Origin of the sequence: Psychrobacter sp. T6-4, from assembly GCF_052258425.1 — a bacterium.
GTDB lineage: Bacteria > Pseudomonadota > Gammaproteobacteria > Pseudomonadales > Moraxellaceae > Psychrobacter.
Map to the genome: position 1 here is coordinate 181408 of NZ_JBQQEZ010000001.1, position 26093 is coordinate 207500.

25 protein-coding genes are annotated in these 26093 nt (G+C 44.7%); 16 read left to right on the plus strand and 9 right to left on the minus strand.

The genetic code is table 11. The features are described 5' to 3' along the window. Positions 1 to 137 precede the first annotated feature (137 nt). The 9 genes from ACTXGE_RS00800 to ACTXGE_RS00840 all read left to right on the plus strand — a co-directional run bounded on the left by ACTXGE_RS00800 (position 138) and on the right by ACTXGE_RS00840 (position 8525). On the plus strand, positions 138 to 551 hold the full coding sequence (locus tag ACTXGE_RS00800; RefSeq protein WP_317200484.1) for a ribosome-binding factor A: 414 nt from the start codon (positions 138 to 140) through the stop codon (positions 549 to 551). Then, positions 544 to 1584 (plus strand): tRNA pseudouridine(55) synthase TruB, encoded by a 1041-nt coding sequence (truB, locus tag ACTXGE_RS00805; protein ID WP_443541224.1) that lies wholly within the window; start codon positions 544 to 546, stop codon positions 1582 to 1584. Before ACTXGE_RS00800 ends, truB begins: the two co-directional genes overlap by 8 nt. A gap of 173 nt (positions 1585 to 1757) precedes the next feature. Further along, positions 1758 to 2282, plus strand: coding sequence for a type 1 glutamine amidotransferase domain-containing protein (locus tag ACTXGE_RS00810; protein ID WP_443541223.1), 525 nt, complete (start codon positions 1758 to 1760; stop codon positions 2280 to 2282). A 53-nt stretch (positions 2283 to 2335) separates the two neighbouring features. Continuing rightward, positions 2336 to 2497 carry a hypothetical protein gene (locus ACTXGE_RS00815; RefSeq protein ID WP_317200487.1) on the plus strand — a complete coding sequence of 54 codons (162 nt, stop codon included), beginning with the start codon at positions 2336 to 2338 and terminating at the stop codon, positions 2495 to 2497. Between the two features lie 127 nt (positions 2498 to 2624). After that, on the plus strand, positions 2625 to 2786 hold the full coding sequence (locus ACTXGE_RS00820) for a hypothetical protein (RefSeq protein WP_435950002.1): 162 nt from the start codon (positions 2625 to 2627) through the stop codon (positions 2784 to 2786). A 364-nt stretch (positions 2787 to 3150) separates the two neighbouring features. Then, a complete protein-coding gene (gene rpsO / locus ACTXGE_RS00825) occupies positions 3151 to 3420 on the plus strand; it encodes a 30S ribosomal protein S15 (protein ID WP_435951085.1) in 270 nt (89 codons plus the stop codon). 623 nt (positions 3421 to 4043) lie between these two features. After that, positions 4044 to 6167: a polyribonucleotide nucleotidyltransferase gene (gene pnp / locus ACTXGE_RS00830; RefSeq protein WP_435950003.1), complete on the plus strand. Its 2124-nt coding sequence runs from the start codon at positions 4044 to 4046 to the stop codon at positions 6165 to 6167. Between the two features lie 284 nt (positions 6168 to 6451). Continuing rightward, positions 6452 to 7357, plus strand: coding sequence for a DUF4238 domain-containing protein (locus ACTXGE_RS00835; RefSeq protein WP_443541222.1), 906 nt, complete (start codon positions 6452 to 6454; stop codon positions 7355 to 7357). 244 nt (positions 7358 to 7601) lie between these two features. Continuing rightward, positions 7602 to 8525 (plus strand): glutaminase, encoded by a 924-nt coding sequence (locus tag ACTXGE_RS00840; protein WP_435950005.1) that lies wholly within the window; start codon positions 7602 to 7604, stop codon positions 8523 to 8525. A 139-nt stretch (positions 8526 to 8664) separates the two neighbouring features. On the opposite strand, the gene ACTXGE_RS00845 is transcribed toward ACTXGE_RS00840, so the two are convergent. The 6 genes from ACTXGE_RS00845 to ACTXGE_RS00870 form a co-directional block, all read right to left on the minus strand. Then, on the minus strand, positions 8665 to 9642 hold the full coding sequence (locus ACTXGE_RS00845; protein ID WP_443541221.1) for a hypothetical protein: 978 nt from the start codon (positions 9640 to 9642) through the stop codon (positions 8665 to 8667). A gap of 256 nt (positions 9643 to 9898) precedes the next feature. Further along, complete coding sequence (locus ACTXGE_RS00850) at positions 9899 to 10807, minus strand: haloalkane dehalogenase (protein WP_443541220.1); 909 nt, start codon at positions 10805 to 10807, stop codon at positions 9899 to 9901. 158 nt (positions 10808 to 10965) lie between these two features. Then, positions 10966 to 11535, minus strand: a complete 570-nt coding sequence (locus ACTXGE_RS00855; protein ID WP_443541219.1) for a macro domain-containing protein — start codon at positions 11533 to 11535, stop codon at positions 10966 to 10968. 16 nt (positions 11536 to 11551) lie between these two features. Then, positions 11552 to 12163 (minus strand): hypothetical protein, encoded by a 612-nt coding sequence (locus ACTXGE_RS00860; protein WP_443541218.1) that lies wholly within the window; start codon positions 12161 to 12163, stop codon positions 11552 to 11554. Positions 12164 to 12226: 63 nt separating this feature from the next. Further along, complete coding sequence (locus tag ACTXGE_RS00865) at positions 12227 to 12484, minus strand: YheV family putative zinc ribbon protein (RefSeq protein ID WP_443541217.1); 258 nt, start codon at positions 12482 to 12484, stop codon at positions 12227 to 12229. After that, positions 12485 to 14668, minus strand: a complete 2184-nt coding sequence (locus ACTXGE_RS00870; protein WP_443541216.1) for a M3 family metallopeptidase — start codon at positions 14666 to 14668, stop codon at positions 12485 to 12487. Between the two features lie 420 nt (positions 14669 to 15088). Here ACTXGE_RS00870 and ACTXGE_RS00875 point away from each other — a divergent pair, with 420 nt between their 5' ends. The 5 genes from ACTXGE_RS00875 (at position 15089) to ACTXGE_RS00895 (ending at position 20100) form a co-directional block, all read left to right on the plus strand. Further along, complete coding sequence (locus ACTXGE_RS00875) at positions 15089 to 16201, plus strand: AOC03_06830 family ribosome hibernation factor (protein WP_317200499.1); 1113 nt, start codon at positions 15089 to 15091, stop codon at positions 16199 to 16201. Positions 16202 to 16303: 102 nt separating this feature from the next. Further along, positions 16304 to 17116: a glutathione S-transferase N-terminal domain-containing protein gene (locus ACTXGE_RS00880; RefSeq protein WP_443541215.1), complete on the plus strand. Its 813-nt coding sequence runs from the start codon at positions 16304 to 16306 to the stop codon at positions 17114 to 17116. A 152-nt stretch (positions 17117 to 17268) separates the two neighbouring features. Continuing rightward, positions 17269 to 18024, plus strand: coding sequence for an endonuclease/exonuclease/phosphatase family protein (locus tag ACTXGE_RS00885; protein WP_435950014.1), 756 nt, complete (start codon positions 17269 to 17271; stop codon positions 18022 to 18024). Between the two features lie 39 nt (positions 18025 to 18063). Next, a complete protein-coding gene (locus ACTXGE_RS00890; protein ID WP_443541214.1) occupies positions 18064 to 19056 on the plus strand; it encodes an NADP-dependent oxidoreductase in 993 nt (330 codons plus the stop codon). A 162-nt stretch (positions 19057 to 19218) separates the two neighbouring features. Further along, positions 19219 to 20100: an EcsC family protein gene (locus ACTXGE_RS00895; RefSeq protein ID WP_443541213.1), complete on the plus strand. Its 882-nt coding sequence runs from the start codon at positions 19219 to 19221 to the stop codon at positions 20098 to 20100. Here ACTXGE_RS00895 and ACTXGE_RS00900 read toward each other — a convergent pair. The 3 genes from ACTXGE_RS00900 to ACTXGE_RS00910 form a co-directional block, all read right to left on the minus strand. Then, the gene (locus tag ACTXGE_RS00900) at positions 20097 to 20726 is read right to left on the minus strand and encodes an alpha-ketoglutarate-dependent dioxygenase AlkB family protein (RefSeq protein ID WP_443541212.1); all 630 of its coding nucleotides are present in this window, start codon (positions 20724 to 20726) and stop codon (positions 20097 to 20099) included. The two genes, ACTXGE_RS00895 and ACTXGE_RS00900, sit on opposite strands and share 4 nt — an antisense overlap. A 166-nt stretch (positions 20727 to 20892) precedes the next feature. Further along, positions 20893 to 21771, minus strand: a complete 879-nt coding sequence (locus ACTXGE_RS00905; protein ID WP_443541211.1) for an alpha/beta fold hydrolase — start codon at positions 21769 to 21771, stop codon at positions 20893 to 20895. A 46-nt stretch (positions 21772 to 21817) separates the two neighbouring features. After that, complete coding sequence (locus tag ACTXGE_RS00910; protein ID WP_443541210.1) at positions 21818 to 23731, minus strand: ABC transporter ATP-binding protein; 1914 nt, start codon at positions 23729 to 23731, stop codon at positions 21818 to 21820. Positions 23732 to 24033: 302 nt separating this feature from the next. On the opposite strand from ACTXGE_RS00910, the gene ACTXGE_RS00915 reads away from it, so the two are divergent. Both ACTXGE_RS00915 and ACTXGE_RS00920 read left to right on the plus strand, forming a co-directional pair. Then, positions 24034 to 24945: an EamA/RhaT family transporter gene (locus ACTXGE_RS00915; RefSeq protein WP_443541209.1), complete on the plus strand. Its 912-nt coding sequence runs from the start codon at positions 24034 to 24036 to the stop codon at positions 24943 to 24945. Positions 24946 to 25134: 189 nt separating this feature from the next. Continuing rightward, positions 25135 to 26025, plus strand: coding sequence for a fructose bisphosphate aldolase (locus ACTXGE_RS00920; protein WP_443541208.1), 891 nt, complete (start codon positions 25135 to 25137; stop codon positions 26023 to 26025). Positions 26026 to 26093: the final 68 nt, after the last annotated feature.

The window sequence follows — 26093 nt, forward strand, 5'->3', positions numbered from 1 at the left end:
ATTGTTTGATAGTCAGTTACCACTAGGCCTAACAGGTGTACCCTGCTAGGCCTTTTTTACCGAATAGCCCTTATTATAAAATGAGCGCTCTAAACGTATTTTAACTATAAAAATTTTACTACAGTAAGGTTAATTCTATGAACCAACGTCTACAACGCTTGGCTGATCAAATCCAGCGCGAACTTGCCGTCCTTATCCGTGATGAAGTCAATGATCCGCGTCTAACGGGTTTTGTGACCATCTCTAGCGTAAAGGTTAGCCCAGATCTAGGCTACGCTGATGTCTATGTCACTATCATGGAGCCTGAGCTTAATGATGCTATGGTCAAAACCAGTCACGAAGAGAGCATCAAAGTACTCAACAACGCCGCAGGATTTTTGCGCACAGAGCTAAGCCATAGCCTAAAAACACGGACGACGCCGCGCCTGCGCTTTCACTATGATGAAGTGACCGCGCGTGGTAACTATATGATGGACTTGATCAGTCAAGCCGTTACTAAAACTGAGCAAAACGAAGATGACGTAGAAAACGACGCCTCGCAAAATGACTAAGCAAAAACAGATAGATAAACAAAGGGTCTCTGGCGTTATCTTGGTGGATAAACCACAAGGTATGACCTCGCAGCAAGTCGTGTCAAAGGTGAAGTATGTGTTTAAGTCGCCAATGCATGACAGCAAAAAGGCGGGGCATACAGGCACGCTTGATCCTATGGCGACAGGTCTTTTGCCGATCTGCTTAGGGGAGGCGACCAAGTTTAGTCACTATCAACTCGACGCGGACAAATCCTATCAGGCGACTATTGCGCTCGGTAGTCAAACCGATACGGGCGACGCTGACGGGCAAGTTATTGCGACTGCTGAGGTAACTCAAATTGATCAGCCGCTACTAGAGCGCATCGCTCAAAAGTTTTTGGGCGCGCAGCAGCAAGTCCCGCCTATGTATTCTGCACTCAAAAAAGACGGCAAAAAGCTCTACGAGTATGCACGTGCTGGCATTGAGGTTGAACGTCCAGCAAGAGATATTGTCATCAAAGATATCCAGCTGATTGCCATTGATGACACTCAGTTGCAACTCACCGCAACCTGTACTAAGGGCACTTACATACGCGTGCTGGGAGAGGATATCGCGCAAGCGTTAGGCACGCTCGGTCACTTAACCGCATTACGACGATTGCAAGTGGGCAAGTTCGCTATTGATGATGCCATAACCATACCAGAGCTTGAAGCACTAGCACTTGATAAACGTTTTGAGCAATTGCTGCCAGTGGACGCTTGTATTGATATACCTGCTACCCTTATGCTGACCGCAGCGCAAGTTGCACGTATACGCCAAGGTCAACGCCTTAATGTCTTAGAGCAGATGAGTGTTGATATTAAAAACTACCTCTCCAGCAGTATCGATTCTCAAGTGTCTGATGAGATTTTGGTTGATTCTAAGAACCATCTAGAACCAAAAGTCGAGCCACTTTTGCATCATGAGATGCCTATAGATATACGTCTAGTTGATGAACAGGGACAGTTTATTGGTCTAGGGGCACTTAGTCTCAACGGACGCTTGCAGCCTAAAAAGCTCATCCATTTATAGATTGCATTACTAGGGCATTACATTAATCACATATCGTCACATTTTATTGCAGGTTACGTCTATGGCGTGACCTGTTTTTTTTATAGACTAGCCAAACCTACTAGGCACTAATGATAATAAAAACAGCGACAACGTAAGCTAGTAGGAGACTATAATCAATAATGGAGTAGATTATGAAAACGATCGCTTTTTTACTACATAATAATTTTGAACAAGCAGAGTATGAAGACGTCAATAACCAGCTCAAAGACAAAGGCTATAAGACCGTTCTGATTACTACTAATGACGATAAACAAGTACAAGCGATGCAGCAGGACGTCAATAAAGCTGATACGTTCACGGCTGATATGTTCGCCAATGAAGCAAATGTTACTGATTATGATGCGCTAGTATTACCAGGCGGTACGGTAAACGCTGATACTATTCGCGGCAACAAAGAAGCTCATAGCATCATCAATGCTATTAACGACGCAAACAAGACTTTAGCTGTCATCTGCCATGCGCCATGGGCACTGATCAATACAGGCATTGCAAAAGGCAAAACGCTAACCGCTTATCACTCCTTGCAAACCGATCTAGAGAACGCAGGTGCAAAATTTGTCGACAAGAGCGTGCAGATTGATGGTAATCTGATTACTTCACGCAATCCAGATGATATTGATGATTTCGTAGACGCTATCGACAAAGCACTATCCTAGTTCTATTCTTCTATATCTGATTTAATTTACTTAACCACCACTAAGGATCTACTATGACACAGCCTAACCCAAACGATACCAAGCTTGAGCAACAAAAGTCTGACTCGCAAATCGCTTCACTAAAGAATCAAACCGAAGACAATTATAACGAAGAGACAGAAGCTGCTGCCGATCGTATTGCAGACAATGTAGAGAATGCTAAAGACGATAAGTAAGCACTTATAGCTAGCAACTTGTAACTATGATGGCTATCTTCTATAAAAATTTTTCAAAGCGTTTCTTTTAAGAAGAAAGCTATTGTTTTTAGGCTTGCAAAATTATTATAAGAATAGGAGAGTAATAATGGATGAACAAGAAAAGAAAATCGAAGAGCAATACAAAGAGATTAACCCAACTGATGAGGCTCCTGATAGTTTAGCAGAAGCAACAACTGCGCCGCTTGATGATAGCGAGCTTGGTCGACATGCTACAGAAGACGATGTTAAAAAGAACAACGATAAGTAATCCTTATAATGAGTCTATCCATTGATGTTACTGTGATATCAAATGTGTGAACTCACCATAAAAACTGCTGCTAATGTGGCAGTTTTTTGTTATAATCAGCGCCGTATTGGCAATAGCTCTTATGCAAAACTTTGATATAGTTTTAGCATCTAGTTAGTTAGTATCTAGATAGACGGCTAAGCTTGAATGTTTACGTGTGAAGCTCATTGTTTAATAATACGACCCTTGAATGCTTAGCGTTCACTAGGTCAACTCTAGTAATGCAGGGTTGTCCTGAATGATGCCAAAGCTTTTTTATTTTTACGGTTCTATAAGCACTCATCTGTTTGAGTAAATTATAGAGCTCTTAGCATTGCTGGAGAGAATTATGCTAACGAATACTGATCGCGAACAAATCATTGCTCAATACCAACGCGGCGAGAACGATACTGGCTCCCCTGAAGTTCAGGTTGCCCTATTAAGCGCCCGTATTAACGATCTACAGAACCATTTTAAAGAGCACAAAGGCGATCATCATAGCCGCCGTGGTCTTATCCGTATGGTAAACACGCGCCGTAAACTTCTTGATTACCTAAAAGGTAAAGATCTTGGTCGCTATACCACACTGATCAGCCAATTAGGTCTACGTCGTTAATATCACACTCAGCTGTGTGATTATCGATAAGATATCTGAGTATTACAAAAGCGGTGTGGAATAGTTTCACGCCGCTTTTTTATGGCTGTTATATTACTTAAGTGACAAGGTTTGAGCCAATTTTGCGATTAATTGGTCAAGGGCGACAAATCACTGTAAAATAATGCCTTGTGAATTTGTATCCTGACATAGCTTAAGCTAACCCTTTTTAAAATGAGCGTCATTAGGCGCTTTATAGAAACAAAGGCTTAGGTAACATGAGCATAAAAAACAGAATTTGAACCAGTACGAGTAGTAACAGATAATTGAGCGATCACAGCGATAGGGAAAAGCTCTTTATTTGAAGCAAAATAATTGATAGATGAATGAGATAGCAATTTAGCACTTATAGTTGATTTACTCTAAAAATGATATAGCGCTGCTGGGATGCTATTTTTACGTGAAGTTGCGCAGCGTTGAAAGGTAATAGCACGCCAGTAAAATTTATACCAGTAGCTCGTCTAAATTTATGACAATTTTACTTTGAACTGACTATAGTATTTAAAACTTAGCACTTAAAAATTTAACGACTGATGACAGACTCTTTATACGGATATTATCAGTCTCAATACTAGGAAACTTATATGACAATGTTTAATACAGTGAAGCGTGAATTTCAATACGGTAATCAGCAAGTCGTCATCGAGACAGGCCGCGTTGCCCGTCAAGCCAACTCGATTATGGTACATATGGGCGGCGTGACGGTACTGGTTGCCGCAGTCGTCAAATCAGATCCAAAAGAGGGTCAAAACTTCTTCCCGCTAACGGTTAACTACCAAGAAAAAATGTACGCGGCAGGTAAAATACCAGGGGCTTACGGCAAACGTGAAGGCCGCGCCAGCGAGTTTGAAACCCTAACCTCACGCTTGATTGACCGCCCAATTCGTCCGCTATTCCCTGAAGGCTACGTCAACGAGATTCAAATTACCGCTACCGTTGTGTCATCGGATAAGACCCAATCTGCTGATATCGCTGCGCTAATTGGTGCTTCAGCAGCGTTGGCCATCTCTGATGCGCCATTCAATGGTCCAGTCGCCGCCGCCCGTGTTGGTTTCATCGGTGGTGAATACGTCCTCAACCCAACGCTTGAGCAGCTCAAAGAAAGTGATCTTGATCTAGTTGTCGCAGGTACTAAGTCTGCGGTACTTATGGTTGAGTCTGAGGCCGCTGAGCTATCAGAAGATCAAATGCTAGGCGCGGTACTATACGGTCATGAGCAACAGCAAATTGTCATCGATAACATTGCTTCAATGGCACAAGAGATCGGCACCGCCAAGCAGCAGTTCGAAGCGCCAAAGGCAGACGCGTCGCTTGAGAGCAGCATGAAAGAGCAGTTCGGCGCGCAAGTGGCTGACGCTTATACCACTACAGATAAGCAAGAGCGTTACGCCAAGCTCGATGACGTCAAACAAGCGGCTATCGATGCTCTAGCAGGTGATAAAGAGTCAGAGGACTACAGCAGCAATGTCTCCAAGCTCAAAGACATCTTTAATGATCTTAAATACCGCACCGTTCGTGACAATATCTTGTCAGGTAAGCCGCGTATCGATGGTCGCGATTTAGATACTGTCCGTGCGCTTGACGTACAAGTTGGCGTATTGCCATACACGCATGGTTCAGCGCTATTTACTCGCGGTGAGACTCAGGCTCTTGTCACAACGACTTTAGGTAACAGCCGTGATGTGAATATGATCGACTCACTAGGCGGTACGATTCGTGATCATTTCATGCTGCATTATAACTTTCCGCATTTCTCAGTCGGTGAGACAGGCCGCGAAGGTATCCCAAAACGCCGCGAAATCGGCCATGGTCGCCTAGCGCGCCGCGGTGTGCAAGCGATGCTACCAGATAGCGAACGCTTCCCGTATGTCATCCGCGTCGTATCTGAAATTACTGAGTCAAACGGCTCGTCTTCTATGGCCTCTGTTTGCGGTGCAAGCTTGGCATTGATGGACGCAGGCGTACCGATCAAAGCACCAGTTGCTGGTATTGCGATGGGTTTGGTTAAAGAAGGCGAGCGCTTTGCAGTACTATCAGACATCTTGGGTGATGAAGATCATCTTGGTGATATGGACTTTAAAGTCGCTGGTTCTAAAGACGGCATCACAGCCCTTCAGATGGATATCAAAATCGAAGGCATCACGCCTGACATCATGGAGCAGGCGCTGAAGCAAGCCCATGCCGGTCGTATTCATATCCTTGACGCGATGAATAAAGTATTGCCAGAGAGCCGTACTGAAATCAACGCTCATGCACCGAACTATGCGGTCATCGAAATCAACCCTGATAAGATTCGTGACGTCATCGGTAAAGGCGGCGCGATGATTCGTCAGCTCACTGAAGAAACTGGCGCGGTTATCGATATCGATGATGCTGGTACGATTCGTATCTTTGGTGAGAACAAAGCGGCAACCAAAGCGGCTATCGGTAAAATCGAAGCGCTAACGGCTGAAGTTGAAGTCGGCAAAACCTATGAAGGTACGGTCGCTCGTATCGTTGACTTCGGTGCGTTCGTTAACGTCTTGCCAAACACTGATGGTCTCGTGCATATCTCACAAATCGCAGAAGAGCGCGTCGAGAATGTCTCTGACTATCTAAAGGAAGGTCAAAAGGTCAATGTCTTCGTCCAAGACGTCGACAACCGTGGTCGCATTAAATTGACTATGAAAGGTATCGAGCAAAATGTAACGGCTGATACTGCTGAATAAGTACTTTTTCTTGATTTAGAAAAACCGCTCTAGCTTTTTGGTTAGGGCGGTTTTTTCGTAGAAACATTTTAGATATTAAGTTTTGGCGTAGGCTGGGCTTTTAGCCCAGCACATAGAACTGTAAAAAATAAATATAGTTTTCGTAGGGTGTGCCATGCGCACCACTGGATAAGTTATGGTGTTATATCGGTGCGCTGGGCGCACCCTACGTTTACTAAACTTAGCAGCAGAGGTCAAAATTTTGGAATATTTTTATCAAATTGAAAGTAAGGAGCATGCGTTAAATGAAAAAAATTAAAACAGCTAACCATCATTGGTGGCCTATATGTGTATCCAAGCATTGGAGAGATGAAACTGGACACATTAATCGAATGCAACCTAATGGGGCGATATCGGATTCATCTCCCAAAAACTTGGGAGTTATCAAGGACGCTCACAATATCAAACTAAAACAAGATAAAGACACTAGCTCATCGTTCGATACTAGCTTTGAGTATGAGTTTGATACTGCTGATAGTAATTTCCCTAACGTAATTAAATGGTTAGAAAGTCTTACTTATATATTTAAATTTAATGAACATTTAGAAGATCGTTTTGTACCTCAAACATGTACGAAAGAAGACCTCAATATGCTAACTGAATGTGCCGTTTCATTGGCTGTACGCAGTCCTCAGAATCGAGAGGGATATGTTTCTTTGATAGAAAGTGTAGGCGGAGAAATAAGCTCTCACAAGGCAGTAGAAATTAAGCTCAACATGATAAGAAAACAAAGAGAAATAGTTAAAGTAATTAAAGACAGTGAGGTCAAGTTTGCTGTTCTATATAGCAATAGCAAAGAGTTTATATACGGTGATGGTTTTTTCACTAATATAGTGGGGAATGTAGAAGCGCCTAGCTTTCCTTATATGGTTGTACCAATAACACCGAATATCAGTGTGGTTATGGTAAAACCATCCTCTTATAAACCAGAGATTAAGCTTTCAACATTAGTATTAAAAGATACTGAAATCGAAGCGTGCAATCACACAATACAAATTTATTCTAAAAAAGAAATTTTTTATAAATCGCATAAACCAAATATTCATGAGGATTTTAGGTGTGATAAACATCTTAGATATGTGGAAATAGACAACCCAATGAGTACATTAATAAACAGTATGCCAGGTATATCATCATTTATTGAGCTTTGATAAAAGCTATATCTAAAATTTTTCTTATTTATCTAAGATTTTATGGAAAGTTAAGTATATCCTACTGGAACCATCTAAACAGGTCTGATAAACCCTAAACAGACCGCTAGAATGGAACTACCTATATCAGACTATATGTGTTGTGATAAATAATAGCGAAATAAAATATTCCCCGCCTTATCCTCCTCAATTCAGTTAAAATCATGCCTACTTAATAAATCAATAAAAACACGGCTATCCCTTTATGATGCAACAAATTTTAGATGACATCGCCGCTCAAATGGCGCTTAAGACTGAGCGCGGAAAAGTAGCGGATTATATTCCGCAGCTGGCGCATGTCGACCCTAACCAGTTTGGTATTGCCGTCGCGACTCCTGATGGGCAGGTCTATAGCGCAGGGGATGCCAGCACGCTATTCTCGATACAAAGTATCTCCAAAGTATTTACGCTAACTATCGGCCTTAGTAAGCTTGGCAGTGCGCTGTGGAATCATGTCGGTCGTGAGCCCTCAGGCGACCCCTTTAACTCCATTACCATACTCGAGTACGAATCGGGCAGACCGCGTAACCCCTTTATTAATGCAGGGGCGATTGCGGTGGTCGATGCCATCACTATGGGACGCGAGCCAAAAGAGATATTGGATGAGATTTTACAATTTGTGCACTTTATAGCAGACGATGAGTCGATCAGCTTTGATTATAAAGTCGCAAGATCTGAGATTGAGCACGAGGATCGCAACGCCGCACTTGCGCATTTTATGAAGTCTTTTGGGCATCTGCAGCATGACGTCGATGCCATACTTAATACCTACTTTCATCAATGCTCGATTGCCATGAGCTGTGAGCAATTAGCTCGCGCTGGCCTATTTTTGGTCTCTAACGGTATCAATGAACCCACAGGAGCCAAGGTGATCAGCCCGCAGCAATCTAAGCGGATTAATTCACTGATGATGATGTGTGGTCATTATGATGGCTCTGGGGAGTTTGCCTATCAGGTGGGTCTGCCGGGCAAAAGCGGCGTCGGTGGCGGCATTCTAACAATCGCGCCGGGTAAAGGCGCAATCGCAGTATGGTCACCTGGCCTAAATCCAGTAGGTAACTCAGAACTTGGCACAAAAGCGCTAGAGCTACTGGTAGAAAGAACAGGCTGGTCGGTCTTTTCAAACTAAAAAATTATCTCATAGTAAGTAAAGATACCGATATAGACATTTACTATGACTTTTAACGCATAAAAAAATCCAATGCTAAACGCTTAAATAAACGCCTAACATTGGATTTATCACACTCTAAACTTACAAGATGAAACGGTTACTCTTGGTTTAGATCATCAATCATGCTTTGATACTTCTCTTTTCTACTGGCGATCTTACTACGCTCTTCTTCTACATTGGCGATGAGTTTTTTGGCGACATCTACACTTTTGTCAAAGGCGGCCAGTTCCATATCTACCATAGCGATTAAGCGCTCTAGCGTCATAGCTGTAGCTTTTTCAGTGACGCCATTGGTGATGCCCATTGCTTCTGACATAAAGTCTTCTCTGAGCTTATTGGCCCACTGAAAGAGACCTGCCATCGACATGTTAGCGTTGTCTTCATCAGACTGCGCTTGGTCATTTGCATCATTTTGTTCGGCGTCGCTCTTCTGCTCAGCAGCTTTATCAGACTTGTCACTTTTGCTAGACGTCTCTTTTTGGGCAGCATCGTCAGCTTTAGCTTCGCTGTCTTTTTTTGCGGTTTCTTTTTTGGTAGCTTCGCTCGCTTTTTTCGGCGCTTGTTTTTTATCAGCTTTGCTATCGTCTTTAGCATCAGCTTTGCTATCGTCTTTAGCAGTCTCTGCTTTTGCTGATTTATCGTCTTTTTTAGGGGCTTGCTCTTTTACAGAGGCTTCAACGTTATCCGCTTCTTTATCTTTATTAGCGCTTTGAGTATTGCTCTTATTATCTGACTCGTTCTTAGCGTCAGTATCTTTAGCTTTACTTGTGCTTTGAGTCTTTTCTTGGTTTTGGGGCTTGTCTTGATTTTTAGCTTTATCGGCCGCTGGCTTATCGTTTTTGGTCGCACTATCGGCTTTGTTTGGAGCTGGGGTGGTTTTCGCTTTATCGTCCTGAGCTTTTTTGTCTTGCTCTTCGCCCTCTTGGTAATCATGCTCAGCATTGTATTCATCAAAGTTACCGTCTTCAAATACTACGGTATCGTCTTTGACGACTTCTACGCCAACGACGGCTTTATTATCAGTCGCTTTTTTTGCATTGTTATCATTACTGTTTTTGGGATCATTGTTTGACATGGCTTGTTATCCTTAATTAAGTTTAAATGTATTAAATGTTGATAGTTCACTTATGAGAAGGATACTAAGCTAAGCGCATTTGATTATCAATATATGGATATAAATCTACTGTCTAAAGTGTACAGGAAGATACATGCGCTGATGTGAGGTTCAAATAGTTCAAACAGTGACGCGGCAAAGGGCGACATCTGTAATCAAGATGCCGCGCCGTCATGCAAGATGATTTGATATTAAGGTAATATTAAATAGTTTAATACTAGGGATTGTCAGCGATAAAGGTAACTAGCAGCTCGGCCAATGGTTCGCCTTGATCCTCTTGTAAAAAATGACCGCCATTGGTAATAGTCGTATGAGCTTGGTTTTGAGTACCTGGTATGAGCTTTTGCATGATTTTATCACCGCCTTTGGTAACAGGGTCAGAGTCGCTAAACAAGGTGATAAAGGGGTTATCCCATTTGCTAAGTACGCCCCAAGCTGCGCGGTTATCACTTGAGGCAGGGTCATCAGGTGTAGTCGGTACGAGCACGGGGAATTGTCTTGCGCCTTCTTTGAATGATTCATCAGGGAAGGGCGCGTTATAGGCATCGATAATATCTTGTGATAGCTCGGTTACGGTGCCGCTATTGATGATGCTGCCGACATGGAACTCTGGCGTATCTTGTGAGAACTGCTGCCACTTGCGAAAGCCCTCACCAGGATCATGATCGCCAGTAGGGAGCATAGTATTGCCTGCAGCAACGCGCGCAAATTTATCAGGATTGTCCGCGACTAAGCGCAGACCAATGAGCCCGCCCCAATCTTGGCAAAACAGCGTGATACGGTCTAACTTTAACTGATCGAGTAGCGATTGCATCCAGTCGACATGACGCTGGTAAGTATAGTCACTGCGATCAGCAGGCTTGTCCGAGCGCCCAAATCCAGGCAAGTCTGGCGCAATAACGCGGTGTCCTGCTGCCGTCAAAATCGGTATCATCTTGCGATACAGATAGCACCATGACGGCTCTCCATGGAGCAGGAGAATAGGGTCAGCGTCCTTGCTACCTTCATCAAGATAGTGCACACGTAGCTCGCCGCCCTCAGTATCATCAACCATCAGATAGTTCGGTACAAAGTCAAAATCAGGTAGGTTCTCAAACTGCGTATCAGGGGTTCGTAGAGTTTTCATAGGACGTCCTTATCCTTAAAAGTAAATATGTACAGCTTATAGAATAGCATTGAACCGATTGTCAAAACTATATTTCTAAATACGCTAAGTGTGCATTAGCCTTGTCTCAATTAACGCCGCCTTAATTAGCGCCGCCTTAATTAGCATAGTATTCGCTACTAGAGCTTTACGCTTTTAGGTATATGAATATCGATACGTAGTTTCGGTAACTCTTGTAGATGCTGGGTAATAAGGGGTAGCGTGATATCCTGCCAGTCCAAGGGCAGCCTGGTTGTCATGTGCTCTTTTGCATCATTCAAACTAGCATTAATAGAAGAGTTGTCAAATAGCAGCGGACGGGCGAGTAGGGCCGCTTTACGCACGCCTTGATAGCGTATCAGCGCCATAAGCTGATCGGATAAATCGTTAAGTGCTTGTGTTAACCAAATGGTGCGTGCCCGATGGTAAGGATGATCTGATATGACTAGATTGGCGATATAACTGGGCTTATTATGACTACCAACGCCTAGACCTGAGTGCTCACGCGCGCATTTGTGTATTAAGCAGGTTCCTCTCTTTAGGCTGCCATCGATACAGGCCTTTCGATAGTGCCGATAGTTATCAGGATAAAGGGACTTGGTGCGGGCAAGGACAGGATCTAATAACGTGCCTGCAGTATTCACAGGTAGAACGAGCAGCTGTACGCTACTACCTAGAATAGGCGCATGCGTTAAATGGATACTCGCCATATTAGCTATTCCTAGTTTATTCTATCGTTGCTCGGGCTCGCTTTTGCGCCTCTAACTTTTGTGCTTCTAACTGAGCAATTTGCGTTTCTAATAGCGCAATTTGTTCGGCCTTCATTTGAGTGAGCTGTTTTGTCATCGCGATTTGTTCAGCCGCGAGTCGCTCTTGTTCAGCGAAACGCTGTTTTTCGTCCTTTAAGCGGTCAATCTCTTCTTTAGCCAGGCTATTGGTCTTAGGCAATGGCGCTTCTGTGATTTTTTTAGGACTAGGAACCGCTATTGTTTTGACAGCAAGCGTATCATTGTCGTTTAAAGTATCGATAGTAGGACTATTGGTACTGTTAACACTATCATCATCTACAGTTTTATCAGAAGGTACTACTGGCGAGGAGACGGGCTGAGCTGCTCTTATTTGCTCCTCTACTGTCGATATGTCAATGGTTGTTCCTTGTTCGTCCATGTTATCAGCAGTAGAGCGCAGCCATAGCAGGTACGCTAGAATAATAATCGCTATTATCAGAGCAATGGCAATCCACAATATCTGAGTAGGCTGGCGTTTGGGCTTGGAATAACGGCTAAAGGTAGGGCGCGATTTTTGTGATTTCATACCATCGTTATTAGGGGTTGTCATAAGTTGTGGCTATAATAGCAAACCCAAAATAAAAAGCCTATCTAAGCTAGATAGGCGGTTAAATTAAGGTTTAAATTTTACCGTACCGCTCGTTCCTGTAGTCATAGCGTCGCGTACGAGTTGATCTTGTGCGTGGTTTTGCGCGCTGATCGCATCAGGGTCAGGGCGGCGTTCGCTATGATCGCACTGTATGCACTCAATATACTCATCAGGTTCTGGGGTGACAATATTGACCTGTACGATGGCGTCTAGTGCTTGGCATTTGGGGCAGCGTACCCCAGCCAAGAACTGCCGTTTTGGACGAGTGGATTGATAGCGCATTTATGCCTCCTGATCCATATTAGATTCATCATTTTGGGCAAAGCCGCTATGACGTAGTAGCGCCTCTATATTGGCGCTGCGCCCACGAAAATTCTCAAAGTTAGTCTTAGCAGGGAAGCTACCACCAACGGACAAAATAGTCTCGCGGAACGCTTTACCCGTAGCAGGATTGAAGATACCGTCCTCTTCAAACTTGCTAAAGGCGTCCGCTGACAATAGCTCAGCCCACTTATAAGAGTAGTAGCCCGCCGCGTAACCGCCCGCAAAGATGTGACTAAAGCCATTGGCAAAACGATTGTAATCAGGCGTCTGTGTAATAGCGATGTCACCGCGAACCTCGTTGAGCGTCGCTAAGATACCGTCATAATCAAGCGCTGGCGTATGCGCATGTATCAATAAATCAAACAGCGCGAACTCAACCTGACGCAAGGTTTGCATACCGCTCTGGAAGTTTTTGGCCCCAAGTAGGGCATCAAGCTTGTCTTTGGGTAAGGGCTCGCCTGTATCGACATGACTACTAATGAGCGCGATACCCTCAGAATCCCACGCCCAGTTCTCCATAAATTGACTAGGCAGCTCGACGGCATCCCACTCAACGCCGTTGACTCCTGCGACATCGCCGACACTAACTTGCGTGAGCAGATGATGCAAGCCATGACCAAACTCATGAAACAAGGTAAGCACTTCGTTGTGCGTGAGTAGGCTTGGCTTTCCGCCGAGCGCTGGCGTGAAGTTACCTACCATAAAGCAGACCGGTAACTGCTCATATCCTTGCTCGTCATGACTATAGCGAGACTGAAAGCCGCTCATCCAAGCGCCGCCACGTTTACCGCTACGAGCAAATAAGTCAAAGTAAAAGCCGCCAACTAAGCGATCATCGTTATCGAACAATTGATAAAAACGCACATCTTCATGCCAGCGCGAGGCTGCAGTAGCGTCACTTATCGTGGCATAAATCTCTTGCTCTTTTACTGTAATACCGTACAAGCGCTCTACGATAGCAAACAGTCCATCGATGACTTTTGGTAGAGGGAAGTACGGGCGTATCTCCTCTTGCGAGAGACTAAATTTATCTTGCTTAAGCTTTTCTGCGATATAAGCGTTGTCCCAAGGTTGCAAATCAGTGATGCCATAATTACGAGCGCAATCTTGCAACTGCGCCAGATCCTGCTTGGCAGTTGGCGTCGCCTGCTTGGCTAAATTGCGCAAAAAGGTCTCAACCTCTGCCACGCTGCCCGCCATTTTGGTCGATAGCGAGACCTCAGCATAATGGTTAAAGCCTAGTAGCTCAGCTTTTTGCTGGCGCAATGTGAGTATCTGACTCATCACCTCAGCATTGTTCAGCGAGTCGCCGTCTTTGTTGGTATGGGTATCGAACTCTGAGGCGCGAGTGACGTAAGCGCGGTACAGCTCAGCGCGCAAATCACGATCATCGGCGTGCGTCATAATTGCCAGGTACACAGGAATATTAAGCGTCGCCACATAATAAGGCGTTGGTAGCGCGTCGACATCCTCTTGCGTCAAGCGACCCGCTTCTAACTCGTTTGCTTTAAACTGCTCGCCGGCATCTGCAAGTAAGGACAATCCGCTATCGGTCAAGCCTGCTAATTGCTCTGCGCTCAGCGGTAGCGCGTATGCTTGAGTGGCGTCCAAGATATGATCTGAGAATGTCGCTGATAGCGTGGATAGCTCGCTTTGAATAGCGGCGAACCTCTCTTGCTCAGCTTTTGGTAGCGCCACGCCTGATAGCTCAAATCGGCGTACGGCAAGCTTAATAGCGCGGCGGCGTGCAGGCTCTAACTCTGCAAAAAACGTCTCATCATCGATAATAGCTTGATAGCGATCAAATAGCGGCTGATGCTGGCCTACGCGCGTGCCATAAGCTGAGAGTTTAGGCAGTAGCTCATGATGTACATGACGAATCTCATCATTACTCATCACGCCGTTCAAGTGCGAGAGCACGCCCCAGCTACGATCTAAGCTTAAATTAATATGATCAAATTCTAGGACGTCACGTAGCGCAATATCTGCACTAATAGGGGTAAAGTCTTTATCTTGAAAACTTGTCAAGGTATCCAAAAAATCATTGGCTTGCTTTATAGCTTGATTGACTTGCGCCTGTAGCGTTGTAGGAGAAGCATCCAAAAAGTTGACAAGGTTTAATCTAGGGTCTAAAGCACTCATAAGGGTATCCATTTGACTGAGGTCATTGTTATGATAAGTATTCAATAAGGTTATATGGATTAAAGATGGGTATGTCTTGACAAAAATACAAGCTGCTAGCGATTAGTGATGAGCAATGCAATCTGACGCACTTAGACATAAGCTTAAAATAGGCGCAGAACAGTATCTTGCATTTATTGCTATTGCTTACAAAGCGTCATCATTTGCTTGCAAACTAATCATACATCTGTGAAGGCGGTCTGTTAGTATCAAAGGTGGTACTAAGAAAAACATATGCCTAAAAGTACTAATACAGGTGCCTATTCACCGTTATCCGCTAGATAGTGTCAGATTAAGATGACGACCATTTATAGTGGTAATGCTTTAATAGAGTACCAATACAAAAGGTTTATTAACGATAATAAAATAAGGAATGCATCTATGAAAGCAACACTTAAGAGTTTACGTGAGACCAAAGCCAATCCAGCCGTGAGTATTTTTGTTAAGACCCATCGCGAGCATCCTGCCAATGAGCAAGATCCTATCGCCCTCAAAAACCAATTAAAAGTTGCAGAAGAGCGCCTAAACAATGAGTACGATAAGCACACAGCGACCACGATCATGGATAGTATCCATGCAAAAACCAATGATCTTAATCATAACTATAATCTAGATACTCTCGCTATTTTTGCTAGCGTCGATGATGTGCAGCTCATCCGTATGCCGCTTGACACTACAGAGCGCGTAGTGATCTCAGACAGCTTTGCAACGCGTGATTTGGTTCGTGATATGGCAAGCGCAGTACACTTTTATACCGTTGTGTTGACTCGTGATGTCGCGCGCTTAATTGAGGCGTCAAATGATCGCGTCGTTGCTGAGTTTGATAAAGATGATGACAAGCAAAACAATATGGAAAACATTGCCTTTCCTGTCGAAAACAATGGCTTATATACCACCAGTGATGGCGGCTCAGATCGCTCGGCGAATAATGAGAGCAGTCATCTAAAAGAGTTCTTTAACCAAGTGGACAAGAGCGTACAAGAGCTATGGGGTGAGCACAAATTACCACTCGTTATCGTCGGCGATGCCAAAAATATCGGCTACTATAAAGAAGTTTGCGATCGTCCAGACAACATTATCGCTACGGTCTCCAACGTGACTAATCTAGATGATGGCGGCGCGCAGCATATCGTTGATGGTGTTCAAGAGGCAGTAGAAGAGTATCGCTCATCACTACATCAAGAGGCGATGGGTGAGATTGACAAAGCTCGCGGCGCTGAGATGCTACGTACTGACTTGCAAGAAGTCTATCGCGGCGCGTTCCAAGGCGCAGGTGAGACGCTATATGTACGTCGTTGGTACATCCAACCTGCCAAAATCGATGAAAAAGCGCAGACGCTAACGGTAGTCGACGACGCAGCTGGCGAAGGCGTTACTGATGACGCTATCGGCGTGATTATTGAGCATGTCATTCACAATGGCGGCGACGTGGTGTTCTTGCCTGAGGAGATCATGGGCGAAGATCAACCGATTGCTCTGGTCACCCGTTATTGATATAGCACTTGGTCATATAACTAAGTATCATAAAAGTACAATAAAGGAGCATTGGTTCATAACGAGTCAATGCTCTTTTTACATCACAATAAGGCATCCACGATGATTATCCCAAACACACCCCTTGGACATACGATAAAAAGCTTGCAAGCAACGACGACTATGCTGTTGCGCGGTGCGCGTGGCAATATGGGCACGCCCAAGCCTATGCAGCCTGAAAAAATGCTGGTGCTCTATGAGCATGAGGCCTGTCCCTATTCGCGCCGTGTACGTGAGGTCATGACCCATCTTAATTTAGACTTTGAGAGTCGTCCCAGTCCGCACAAAGGCCACGTTTACCGCGATGAGCTCACAAAACGGGCTGGTAAAGCGCAAGTACCGTTTTTGATTGATGATAACCAAGACGTCAAATTACTTGACTCACAAGCGATTATCGATCATCTATTCGCGCATTATTCCAAAAAAGGCACAACCCCCAGCAAGTATCAAAGAGCCCAAGATGATGACAACGCCACCCTTGTCAATAAAGCGGCGAGTGTGGCCTCTATGATGCGCGGCGTAAAAGCCGACCACCCCAAAAAGAATGACGCGCGCGGTAAACCTAATGAGCCGTTACATTTATATGGGTTTGAGGCCAGTCCCTTTTGCCGATTGGTGCGTGAAAAACTCAGCGAGCTTGAGGTCGGTTATATTAACCATAGCGTCGCTCGCGAGCAGATTCAAGACATTGGCGGCTTTGGCGTTCGACTCAGTGTAGGGGAGTATCAGCCTGTCAAAGGCGGTAAACGTGAGCGTTTGATGAATGAGGTGATGCATGGCAAATTACAATTTCCGTATCTAGTAGATCCTAATACCGATACGCAAATGTATGAGTCCAAAGACATTATCAATTATTTAGATGAGCACTATGGGTAGTTGGTCTGTTGATCTTAGCTGAGTACGCTGCTCCAGCGCTTTGATAAACTACCATAATGATTATCTGCTACTATTCATCATAAGTTTGCTAATTATTTTGATTACGACTAAACGATCAAACCCAATTTTTCTATCTTAAAAATGATAATTCTATGACCACTAAATCTTTTGTATTGACCAGTTATAACATTCATAAAGGCATGTCGCCGATGAATCGGCAAGTCAAGATGCAGGGTATTGCGCAGGCGCTCGATACTATACGTGCAGATGTAATTTGCTTGCAAGAAGTGCAAGGTCAAAACCTAAAACGCAATCTACAATACAACGAATACCCTGATCAATCGCAGCACGAATGGTTCGGAGAATATCTGCAATTTCAAAATAGCTATGGCAAAAACTCCGAGTACCAAAACGGTCATCACGGCAATGCAGTACTAAGCCGGTTCCCGTTAGACCCCAAACACAATGTCAATATCACCGTCAATAAGCTTGAGCAGCGCGGCGTATTGCACTGCGAAGTTCAACCCATTGGCTGGGATATCCCTGTCGTTATCTTGTGCGCGCATCTCAATCTATTTGAGCGCGACCGTATCAAGCAGTACGAGGCGATCAGCGACTACGTGCGTAACGCCATTGCTCCTGATCAGCCACTGATATTGGCAGGTGATTTTAATGATTGGAAAAAGATGTCTTGTGATAAATTAGCGACCAATCTCGGTATGACCGAGGCTCTACGGTGCTGTCATGGCAAGCTATTACCGACGTTCCCAGCTAAATTGCCTGTACTCAGCTTAGACCGTATCTACGTGCGCAATCTGACGATTAAGGATGCTTGGGTACATACGGGCAAGCCGTGGTCGACGCTATCAGATCATCTACCGATTAGTGCAGAGCTGGTGCTGGCTTAGCCTGATTACTTTTAAACCATCGAAAAGGAAGACGCAATCATGTCTACGCACGCTATACCAAAAGACCAGCACGCTGTACTGATCAGTAAATTTGGTACGCCTGAGGTCATGCGCTACGAAGGTGGCGTTCAAGTCCCTGACATTGGTGATAACCAAGTACTGATAAAGGTCGCGTATGCAGGTATCAATCCTGTCGATTACAAGACTCGTCAAGGCAAAGGCTGGGGCGCAGACAATATTCAAAAACAGTATTTCGATAAAGGGTGGTCTACCATCTTAGGCTTTGACGTCGCAGGTATAGTCGTCAAAAGCAGTAGTGATGATTTTGCTATCGGTGATAAGGTTGCCTCGCTTAGCTTCAATGGACAGTGCTATGCCGAGTATGTAGCGGTTGAGGCAGAGCTACTTGCCAAAGTGCCCAAGACTGTTAGTTTAGAGCAGGCAGGGGCGGTGCCTTGTGTCGGTCAAACAGCATTACAGTTCATTGATTTTGCCGATATAAAAGCAGGTGAGCACGTCGTTATGAATGCCCCTGCTGGCGGCGTTGGGCAATTGGTCGTGCAACTGTTGATGGACAAAGTGGCGACGATGGGCATCAAAGTTACCGTGATCTGCTCACCTGATAAGTACGACAAAATCTCAGGTTTGGTCGATAGAAACCAGCTAGCGGGCTGGATTGACTATACTAAAGACGATAATTTCCCTAACTTACAAGCGGATGTGTTGCTAGATTTGGTCGGTAACGAGGCTGGCGTGCGCGCGCTGAGCGTACTTAAACCTCGCGCGCGCGTCTTCGTGCTACCGACGATTTGGGTGGATAAGCTTAAAGAGGCAGGTAGTGACAAAAACCTAAGCGTAGAGGGCTATGCAGTCAAGCCCAATGGTCAAGACATGACGCGCGTGCTTAAGTGTCTTGCTGATAGCAAGCTGACGCTACAGATTCAGCAGGTTTATCCTTTAGCACAGGTAGTCGCCGCTCACACTGATCTGCAAAAAGGCGACGCCTTTGGCAAATTGGTACTCGCCGTATAAGTTACCTTTATACTACCTATCCGTGTTTATCCTTACAAAACCAATGCGTGTAAGCCGCTATAGTATTCATACTGCGGCCTTTATTGATCGCTTCTAAAAGCGGCTGGTTTGAAATTTTGGTTCTCAGCCGCCTAGCACATAATCATTATTAAGGATAAAAAAATGACCGATGCAAAGGATAATGCAAATAGCGACACTAGCAACGACACCAAAAGTCACGGCAGAGGTAACGTTTATGCTGCTCAAGTACGCCAAGAGATAGAGGCATGGAAAAACCCTGATCAAAATATAATAGATAAAACCTTTGCAGCTTTAAGTGCGCCAATAGACAAGGCAGGCGATGCGCTAATGAACGCGCCGCAATTGGGCGAGACGCTCAAGCAAGCGACACAAAAAGCTATTGTAACTCTAAGCGATGCAGCAAACTGGACGCTAGATACCCAAGATGCTATAGAGGCTTATCGCAATACGCTGGGTAATAGTGACGCGGTTAAATCTTTCGATGACATTGCAAGCTTAGATATCGCGGATGTTGATGAGCAAGTGACATTATTTAAGAGCAAATACGTAGCACTGACAAGTGCACAAGGCGTAGCGACAGGAATGGCGGGCTGGGCAGGTATCAGTGCTGACGTGATGGGACTAATCACCGCCAATCTGCGCGCTATCGGTGAGTATGCCACTTATTATGGTTTCGATATGAGTCAAAAAGGCGAACAGCTATTTGCCATGTCACTGCTAGCAGTTGCGACTTCTGCGTCTGCTGATGAGCGTAAAGCGGCGCTTGAGGATACGGCAAGCTTAACTCAAGACCCTGAGACTAAGGCATTTAATAAAATAAATGAAGAGCTGATGTCGCGAATACTTAGACAGACGGCAACCAAAGTGGCGACCAATATGGTCAAAACCAAAGCGGCGCAGATTATTCCTGCGGTAGGCGCTGTGGTCGCAGGCGGCGTCAATGCCAATTATACGGCAAGTGTGTGTGAAGCGGCGTATCAGTGCTACCGCGAGCGTTTTTTGGATCGCCAAGAGTCATTTTAAGCGAGCATACGCCGAAAGGTCAAGCTGATACGGCCTGAATCAACCGTTGTGGTCTTGGTGATACTATGCTTCCAAAACGTCTGCGTATCTCCCTGCATGACAAGCAGCTGACCTGACTTAAGATAGAGCGCAGCTTTGACAGGCTTGTTTTGGTGTCTGATAGTTTTGTGTTTAAAGACAAATTTGCGTGTGGCGCCCAAAGATAGCGCCGCAATAATAGGACGGTCACCTAGCTCCTTTTCATCGTCAGCATGGTAGCCCATACCCTCAGCTCCTGACGGATAATAGTTAAGCAAACAGGAGTTGAAATTGGTCTTAATACCTTGCGCTAGTAGTGATTTCTCGATAAATTGTTTCACATGAAACACAGAATCCGACCAAGGAATGCTCGAATGCGTATGGCCTGAATAGCGATAGCTTGTGCCGTCGTCACCCATCCAGACAATTTTGCGGCTAGTGATATGTGTCTTGCCAAACAAAGTCACACGATCAGATTGCCAAGGCAAGTCAGCCAACAAAGCTTCGTATAACGCATTAGCGTCCTCAATCACCACACCAAAATCATTCAAAATACCATCACAGGGTAGTAAATTGTGCTGAGGGATGAGCGGGAACAAATTAGTCATAGGGCATCTATAGTCAGTCCATTGTAAGCGTAACTGATATTAATTTTGCGCAGCCTCTGGCTGCAACGACACAGCATGCAAGGAAAATTGATATCAGTTGCGCGTTAAAATTAAATGTATCTGTTTTATTTAGTATTTACTATACCCTATAGATTAAAGATGTTGTTTACTTGTCATTGAAGTCTTTTAGGATGAGCTTAGCGCATTCTTCTGGCGCTTCTACAGGGAGTAGATGTCCATTTTCAGGCATAACGATCAGCTGATCTGAAGGGACAAATTTTTGCCAATTTTTGCGAACTTGATCGTTAATAAAAATAGTGGGTTTACCGATAATTAAGGTATAAGGAACGGGGGTCTTTTTTAGGGCGTCGTCGATATAGGGTATGCCAAAATAGCTTGCCAATTCTTGCTTTGGACTAAAAATAAAGCGGTAACTGCCATCGTCTTGCAGCTCAAGGCTTTGCTCAGCAAAGAGGTGCAAGTGCTCGTCTGAGATACGACGATAGGCATTTTTGCTACGTAAGTTATCATAAAGCTCTGTCACACTTGACCAAATATTTTGTTTACTCAGCGCGCTTTTAAAGGGTTCTCGAGTGAGCAGAACCTTACGAGGAATGAGCTTGTATAGCCTTGCTTGGCGTTTGGTAAAAGTCACAGGCTCAATTAAATATAGCTTTGAGAACAGATCAGGACGTTTAGCCGCTGCCATCGCGGTCGCAGTCGCGCCTTGTGAATGACCGATACCGACTACAGGCTTATCTTGCGTCTGCTCCAAAAACTTAATAAGAAGATCGGCATCCTGCTGGCGGGTCAACACTTTTGCCTTTGGCTTATCATACCAATAGCCGCGCATAGCCAGCGCGCTGATATCAAAATTTGTGGAAAGCTGGGTGAGCAGCGGTTTGTAATTACCGACAGTAAAGCCATTACCTCCATAAAAATGAGCAGGCGCGCGCTTAGTGTTTGTATGTGCGCCAAGAGTACTTAAATCGTAATACCGCGCTTTTTTCTTTTTGAGGGTAATCGGTTTGGCAAAATCTTGCATGACAGCACTATCCTTATACTTTGTATTCGTTTAACTTTATAATGGTTTAGTTATCTTCACCTAAGAACCCACCACTTTGACGTTGCCACAAGCGCGCATATACACCACCGAGCGCGAGTAACTCCTCATGGCTACCTTGTTCGATGATCTGGCCTTGTTCCATAACCACCAAGCGATCTAGGGCGGCAATCGTTGAGAGGCGATGGGCAATCGCAATGACCGTTTTGCCCGTCATGATGTCGTTTAGACTCTCAGTAATGGCAAACTCAATCTCAGAATCAAGGGCACTGGTGGCTTCATCTAATAACAAAATTGGCGCGTTTTTGAGCATGACGCGCGAGATAGCGATACGCTGACGCTGACCGCCTGAGAGCTTAACCCCGCGCTCACCAACATGAGTATCAAGACCTGTATTGCCTTTATCATCGTATAAGTCTTTGACAAAGTCCCAAGCCTGCGCTTGTTTGGCGGCAGTTATAATCTCGTCATCGCTTGCATCAGGGCGACCATAGGCAATGTTTTCGCGGACGGTACGATGAAGTAAGGAGGTGTCTTGGGTAACCATACCGATTTGCTGACGCAGGGACTCTTGAGTGACCTTGTCTATAGCCTGTCCATCGATACAGATTTTGCCACTATCGACATCGAAGAATCTTAAGAGCAAATTGACCAGTGTTGATTTACCTGCGCCTGAGCGCCCAACCAGACCGATTTTTTCGCCTGGTTTGATATCGAGATAAAAGTTATCTAGTAGTTTAACTTGTGACAAGTTTGATGCGGCAACCGTTTTGACCTCATCGATACGCGCCCCTTCAATATCGCCATTCTCCTCACCTTCATAACTAAAATCAACCTGATCAAACACAATATGACCGTCAGTGACTTTTAGAGTGGGCGCATTTGGTACATCGATAATAGTTTGCGGCGCTGATAACGTGCGCATACCGTCTTGTACCGTACCGATACTCTCAAACAAGCTAGCGGTTTGCCACATGATCCAGCGGGTCAGACCGTTTAGGCGTAGTGCCATCGCCGTCGCCGCAGCAATCGCGCCGACGCCAACGGCGCCTTGTTGCCACAAATAAAGACCGATACCTGCGGTACTACTGACCAAAATCACGCTAATGAGATGAGTTGAAACCTCCAAATAGCTTACCCAGCGCATTTGCGCGTGTACCGTACCCAAAAACTGACCCATCGCATTTTTGGCATAACCTAGCTCACGGCGTGAATGACTAAAGAGCTTGACGGTCATGATATTGGCATAAGCGTCGGTAATACGTCCAGTCATGAGTGCGCGAGCATCTGCTTGTACAATAGCAGTTTGTTTTAATTTAGGAATAAAATACCACATCGTCAAAGCGACTAAGATGAACCAAACGATAAAAGGTATCAATAATAAGCTGTCTAAATTAAATAAAATGACGCCCGTTGTAATAAAATAAACGGTAACGTACATAAACATGTCGGTGACCGTCATCACCGTATCACGTACCGCAAGCGCCGTTTGCATTACTTTGGCTGAGACGCGACCTGAGAACTCATCTTGATAAAACTGCATCGACTGCCCAAGCATACGCTGATGAAAACGCCAGCGCATCTGCATGGGGAATACGCCTTGTAAGGTTTGAAAATGAATAAACGACGATAAGGCAATCCAAAAGGGGCTAACTAGCATCACTGCAAACATAAGCAGGAGCATATCGCCTTTGTTTAGCCATAGATTTTGCGGGGTATAAATCCCAAGCCAATCGACAATATCGCCAATCCAAGCAAACAGCATAGCTTCATAAACGCCAATACCCGCTGAAAGCACCATAAACAGCAGCAGCCAGCCACGCAGGCCTTTGGTACAGGCCCACAAGAACTTTAGCAGACCATCACGAGGTGCAGGTAGCGGCATTGGAGATTCAGGAAAAGCGGGCAGACGGGTTTCAAAAAAGCGAAAAAGTGCATTCATAGGTAGCAAACAGACAGTAGTATCAGCGTACAAAAACCAGCATTAGTACTCGCGGTTTTGCGCCTTTACTTTTAGGATTAGAATAATCGGATATTTTATCAAACTTCATTATCAGGCTTGCAGGCTAATTGTAAGCTGAGATCGACTGATGAGGATACTTTTAGCTATCAGGACTATTTAGAGGTGCATATAAATGAGTTGAGATATAATCATTGCTGATTATGAAATATATTGTTACATTCTCTACTGACTTAATTTTGAAAACATTGAACATTGACTTATTTTATTTAAGGGTAAAACTGATGTTGTATTTGATTATTGCAGTGCTGTGCAGCGTTGCCGTTTCGGTGCTATTAAAAGTGCTGCGGCTAAAAGATATAGATATTCGTCAAACGATTGTCGCCGGTTACCCTGTTGCCTTTTTACTCACTCTAGTCCTACTCAAACCTGATATCAGCGCTATCAGTACGCTTGGCGGCGCATGGGGCATTATCATCGCCCTTGGTATTTTACTGCCGCTCGTTTTTGTTATTCTTGGCCGTGCTATCTCAGCGGTAGGTATGGTGGCCACGGACGCCGCTCAGCGCTTATCGCTAATCATTCCTATCATCGCCGCTTTTTTATGGTTCGGTGAAGTGCTGACAGGGACACGTATATTTGGCCTACTGCTGGGTTTTTTAGCGCTAGGCGCGCTGGTGTATCGCCCGCAGCACTTGGCAATAGCTACCACTAGTACTGCTAATATAGATCATCCTAGCGACAGCACGACTAGCAATAACAGTGCTCTCTCATACGCTAGGCAGACGCCACTTTGGTTATTCGGTGTTTGGGTCGGCTATGGCATTATTGATATTTTATTTAAGCAAGTCGCCAAGCAGGGCGCTGCCTTTCCATTAACGCTATTTGTTAGTTTTGGCTTAGCAGCTGTGCTGTTATTTATCTATTTGCTTATCACTCGAGTGCGCTGGCAGGGCAATGCTTTGGCAGCAGGTCTGCTGCTTGGCGTACTGAACATGGGTAATATTTATGCATATGTGCGCGCCCATCAAGTCTTGTCTGAATCACCAAGTATCGTCTTTACGGGTATGAATGTTGGGGTGATTACCGTCGCTACCCTTATTGGGGTTGGCGTATTTAAAGAGCATCTTAATCGCATTAATATGTTAGGAATTCTGCTGGCTATCTGCTGCGTTGCGGTGCTGTTTTTGGCGTAAACTTGAGTTAGGATTTACTGATTAAAATTTGACGGTTAACTGACTAAATACAAGCAAATGCTAGCGCTTATGGTAAGGTAATTTATAATTCGCTATGGGTGTTGCTACGTCGTTAGGAACGAACATCGCTAAGCGCTTATAACACGTTATGATAAAATAAAGATTCAATAAATAGAGGATACTTAATCAATGGAATATCAAAAACAACTACAACGTATAAAAGAGGGTTCAGGATTCATCGCCGCACTCGATCAAAGCGGCGGCAGTACGCCTAAAGCGTTAGAGAATTACGGCGTAAACGGTGATGCCTACGATAGCGATGATGCTATGTTCGATTTAGTGCATGAAATGCGTGCCCGCATTATGACCTGCGACTGCTTTGATAATGAGCGCGTCCTTGGTGCGATTTTATTCGAAGATACGATGGATCGTGAAGTAAACGGCAAGTCCACTGCCAACTACTTATGGGAAGATAAAAACATCGTTTCTTTTTTAAAGGTAGATAAAGGTCTAGCTGAGCAAATGAGCGGCGTGCAAGTGATGCGCCCGATGCCAGATTTGGATGCGCTACTTGATAAAGCTAAAAAGTACCCTGTATTTGGTACTAAAATGCGTTCAGTCATTTATGAGCCAAGCGTCGATGGCATTGAGCTTGTCGTACAGCAGCAGTTTGATGTCGCCAAACAAATCATCTCTAAAGGCTTTATGCCCATTGTTGAGCCTGAGGTCAATATTGATAGCGCACAAAAACACGAGTGTGAAGTGATACTCAAAGCAGATATTTTGCGCAATCTGGATCGTTTAAACGACGATCACCAAGTCATGCTTAAACTGACTTTGCCAGAGGAAGAGGGCTTTTATCAAGAGCTCGTCGATCACCCAAAAGTGCTCAAAGTAGTCGCGCTATCAGGTGGTTACAGCCGCCAGCAAGCTTGTGATAAGCTCAAGCAAAACCCAGGTATGATCGCCAGCTTCTCACGTGCCTTTACCGAAGGCTTAAGTAAGCAGCAGAGCGATAAAGAGTTTGCTGAGACCATTGATAACTCGATCAATGAGATTTATGAGGCGTCAAAGGTTTAATTTGACTCCTTTTGCAAAAGACATCAGCTAAAAAGGCGCTACTAATCAGTAGCGCCTTTTTTTAGGAT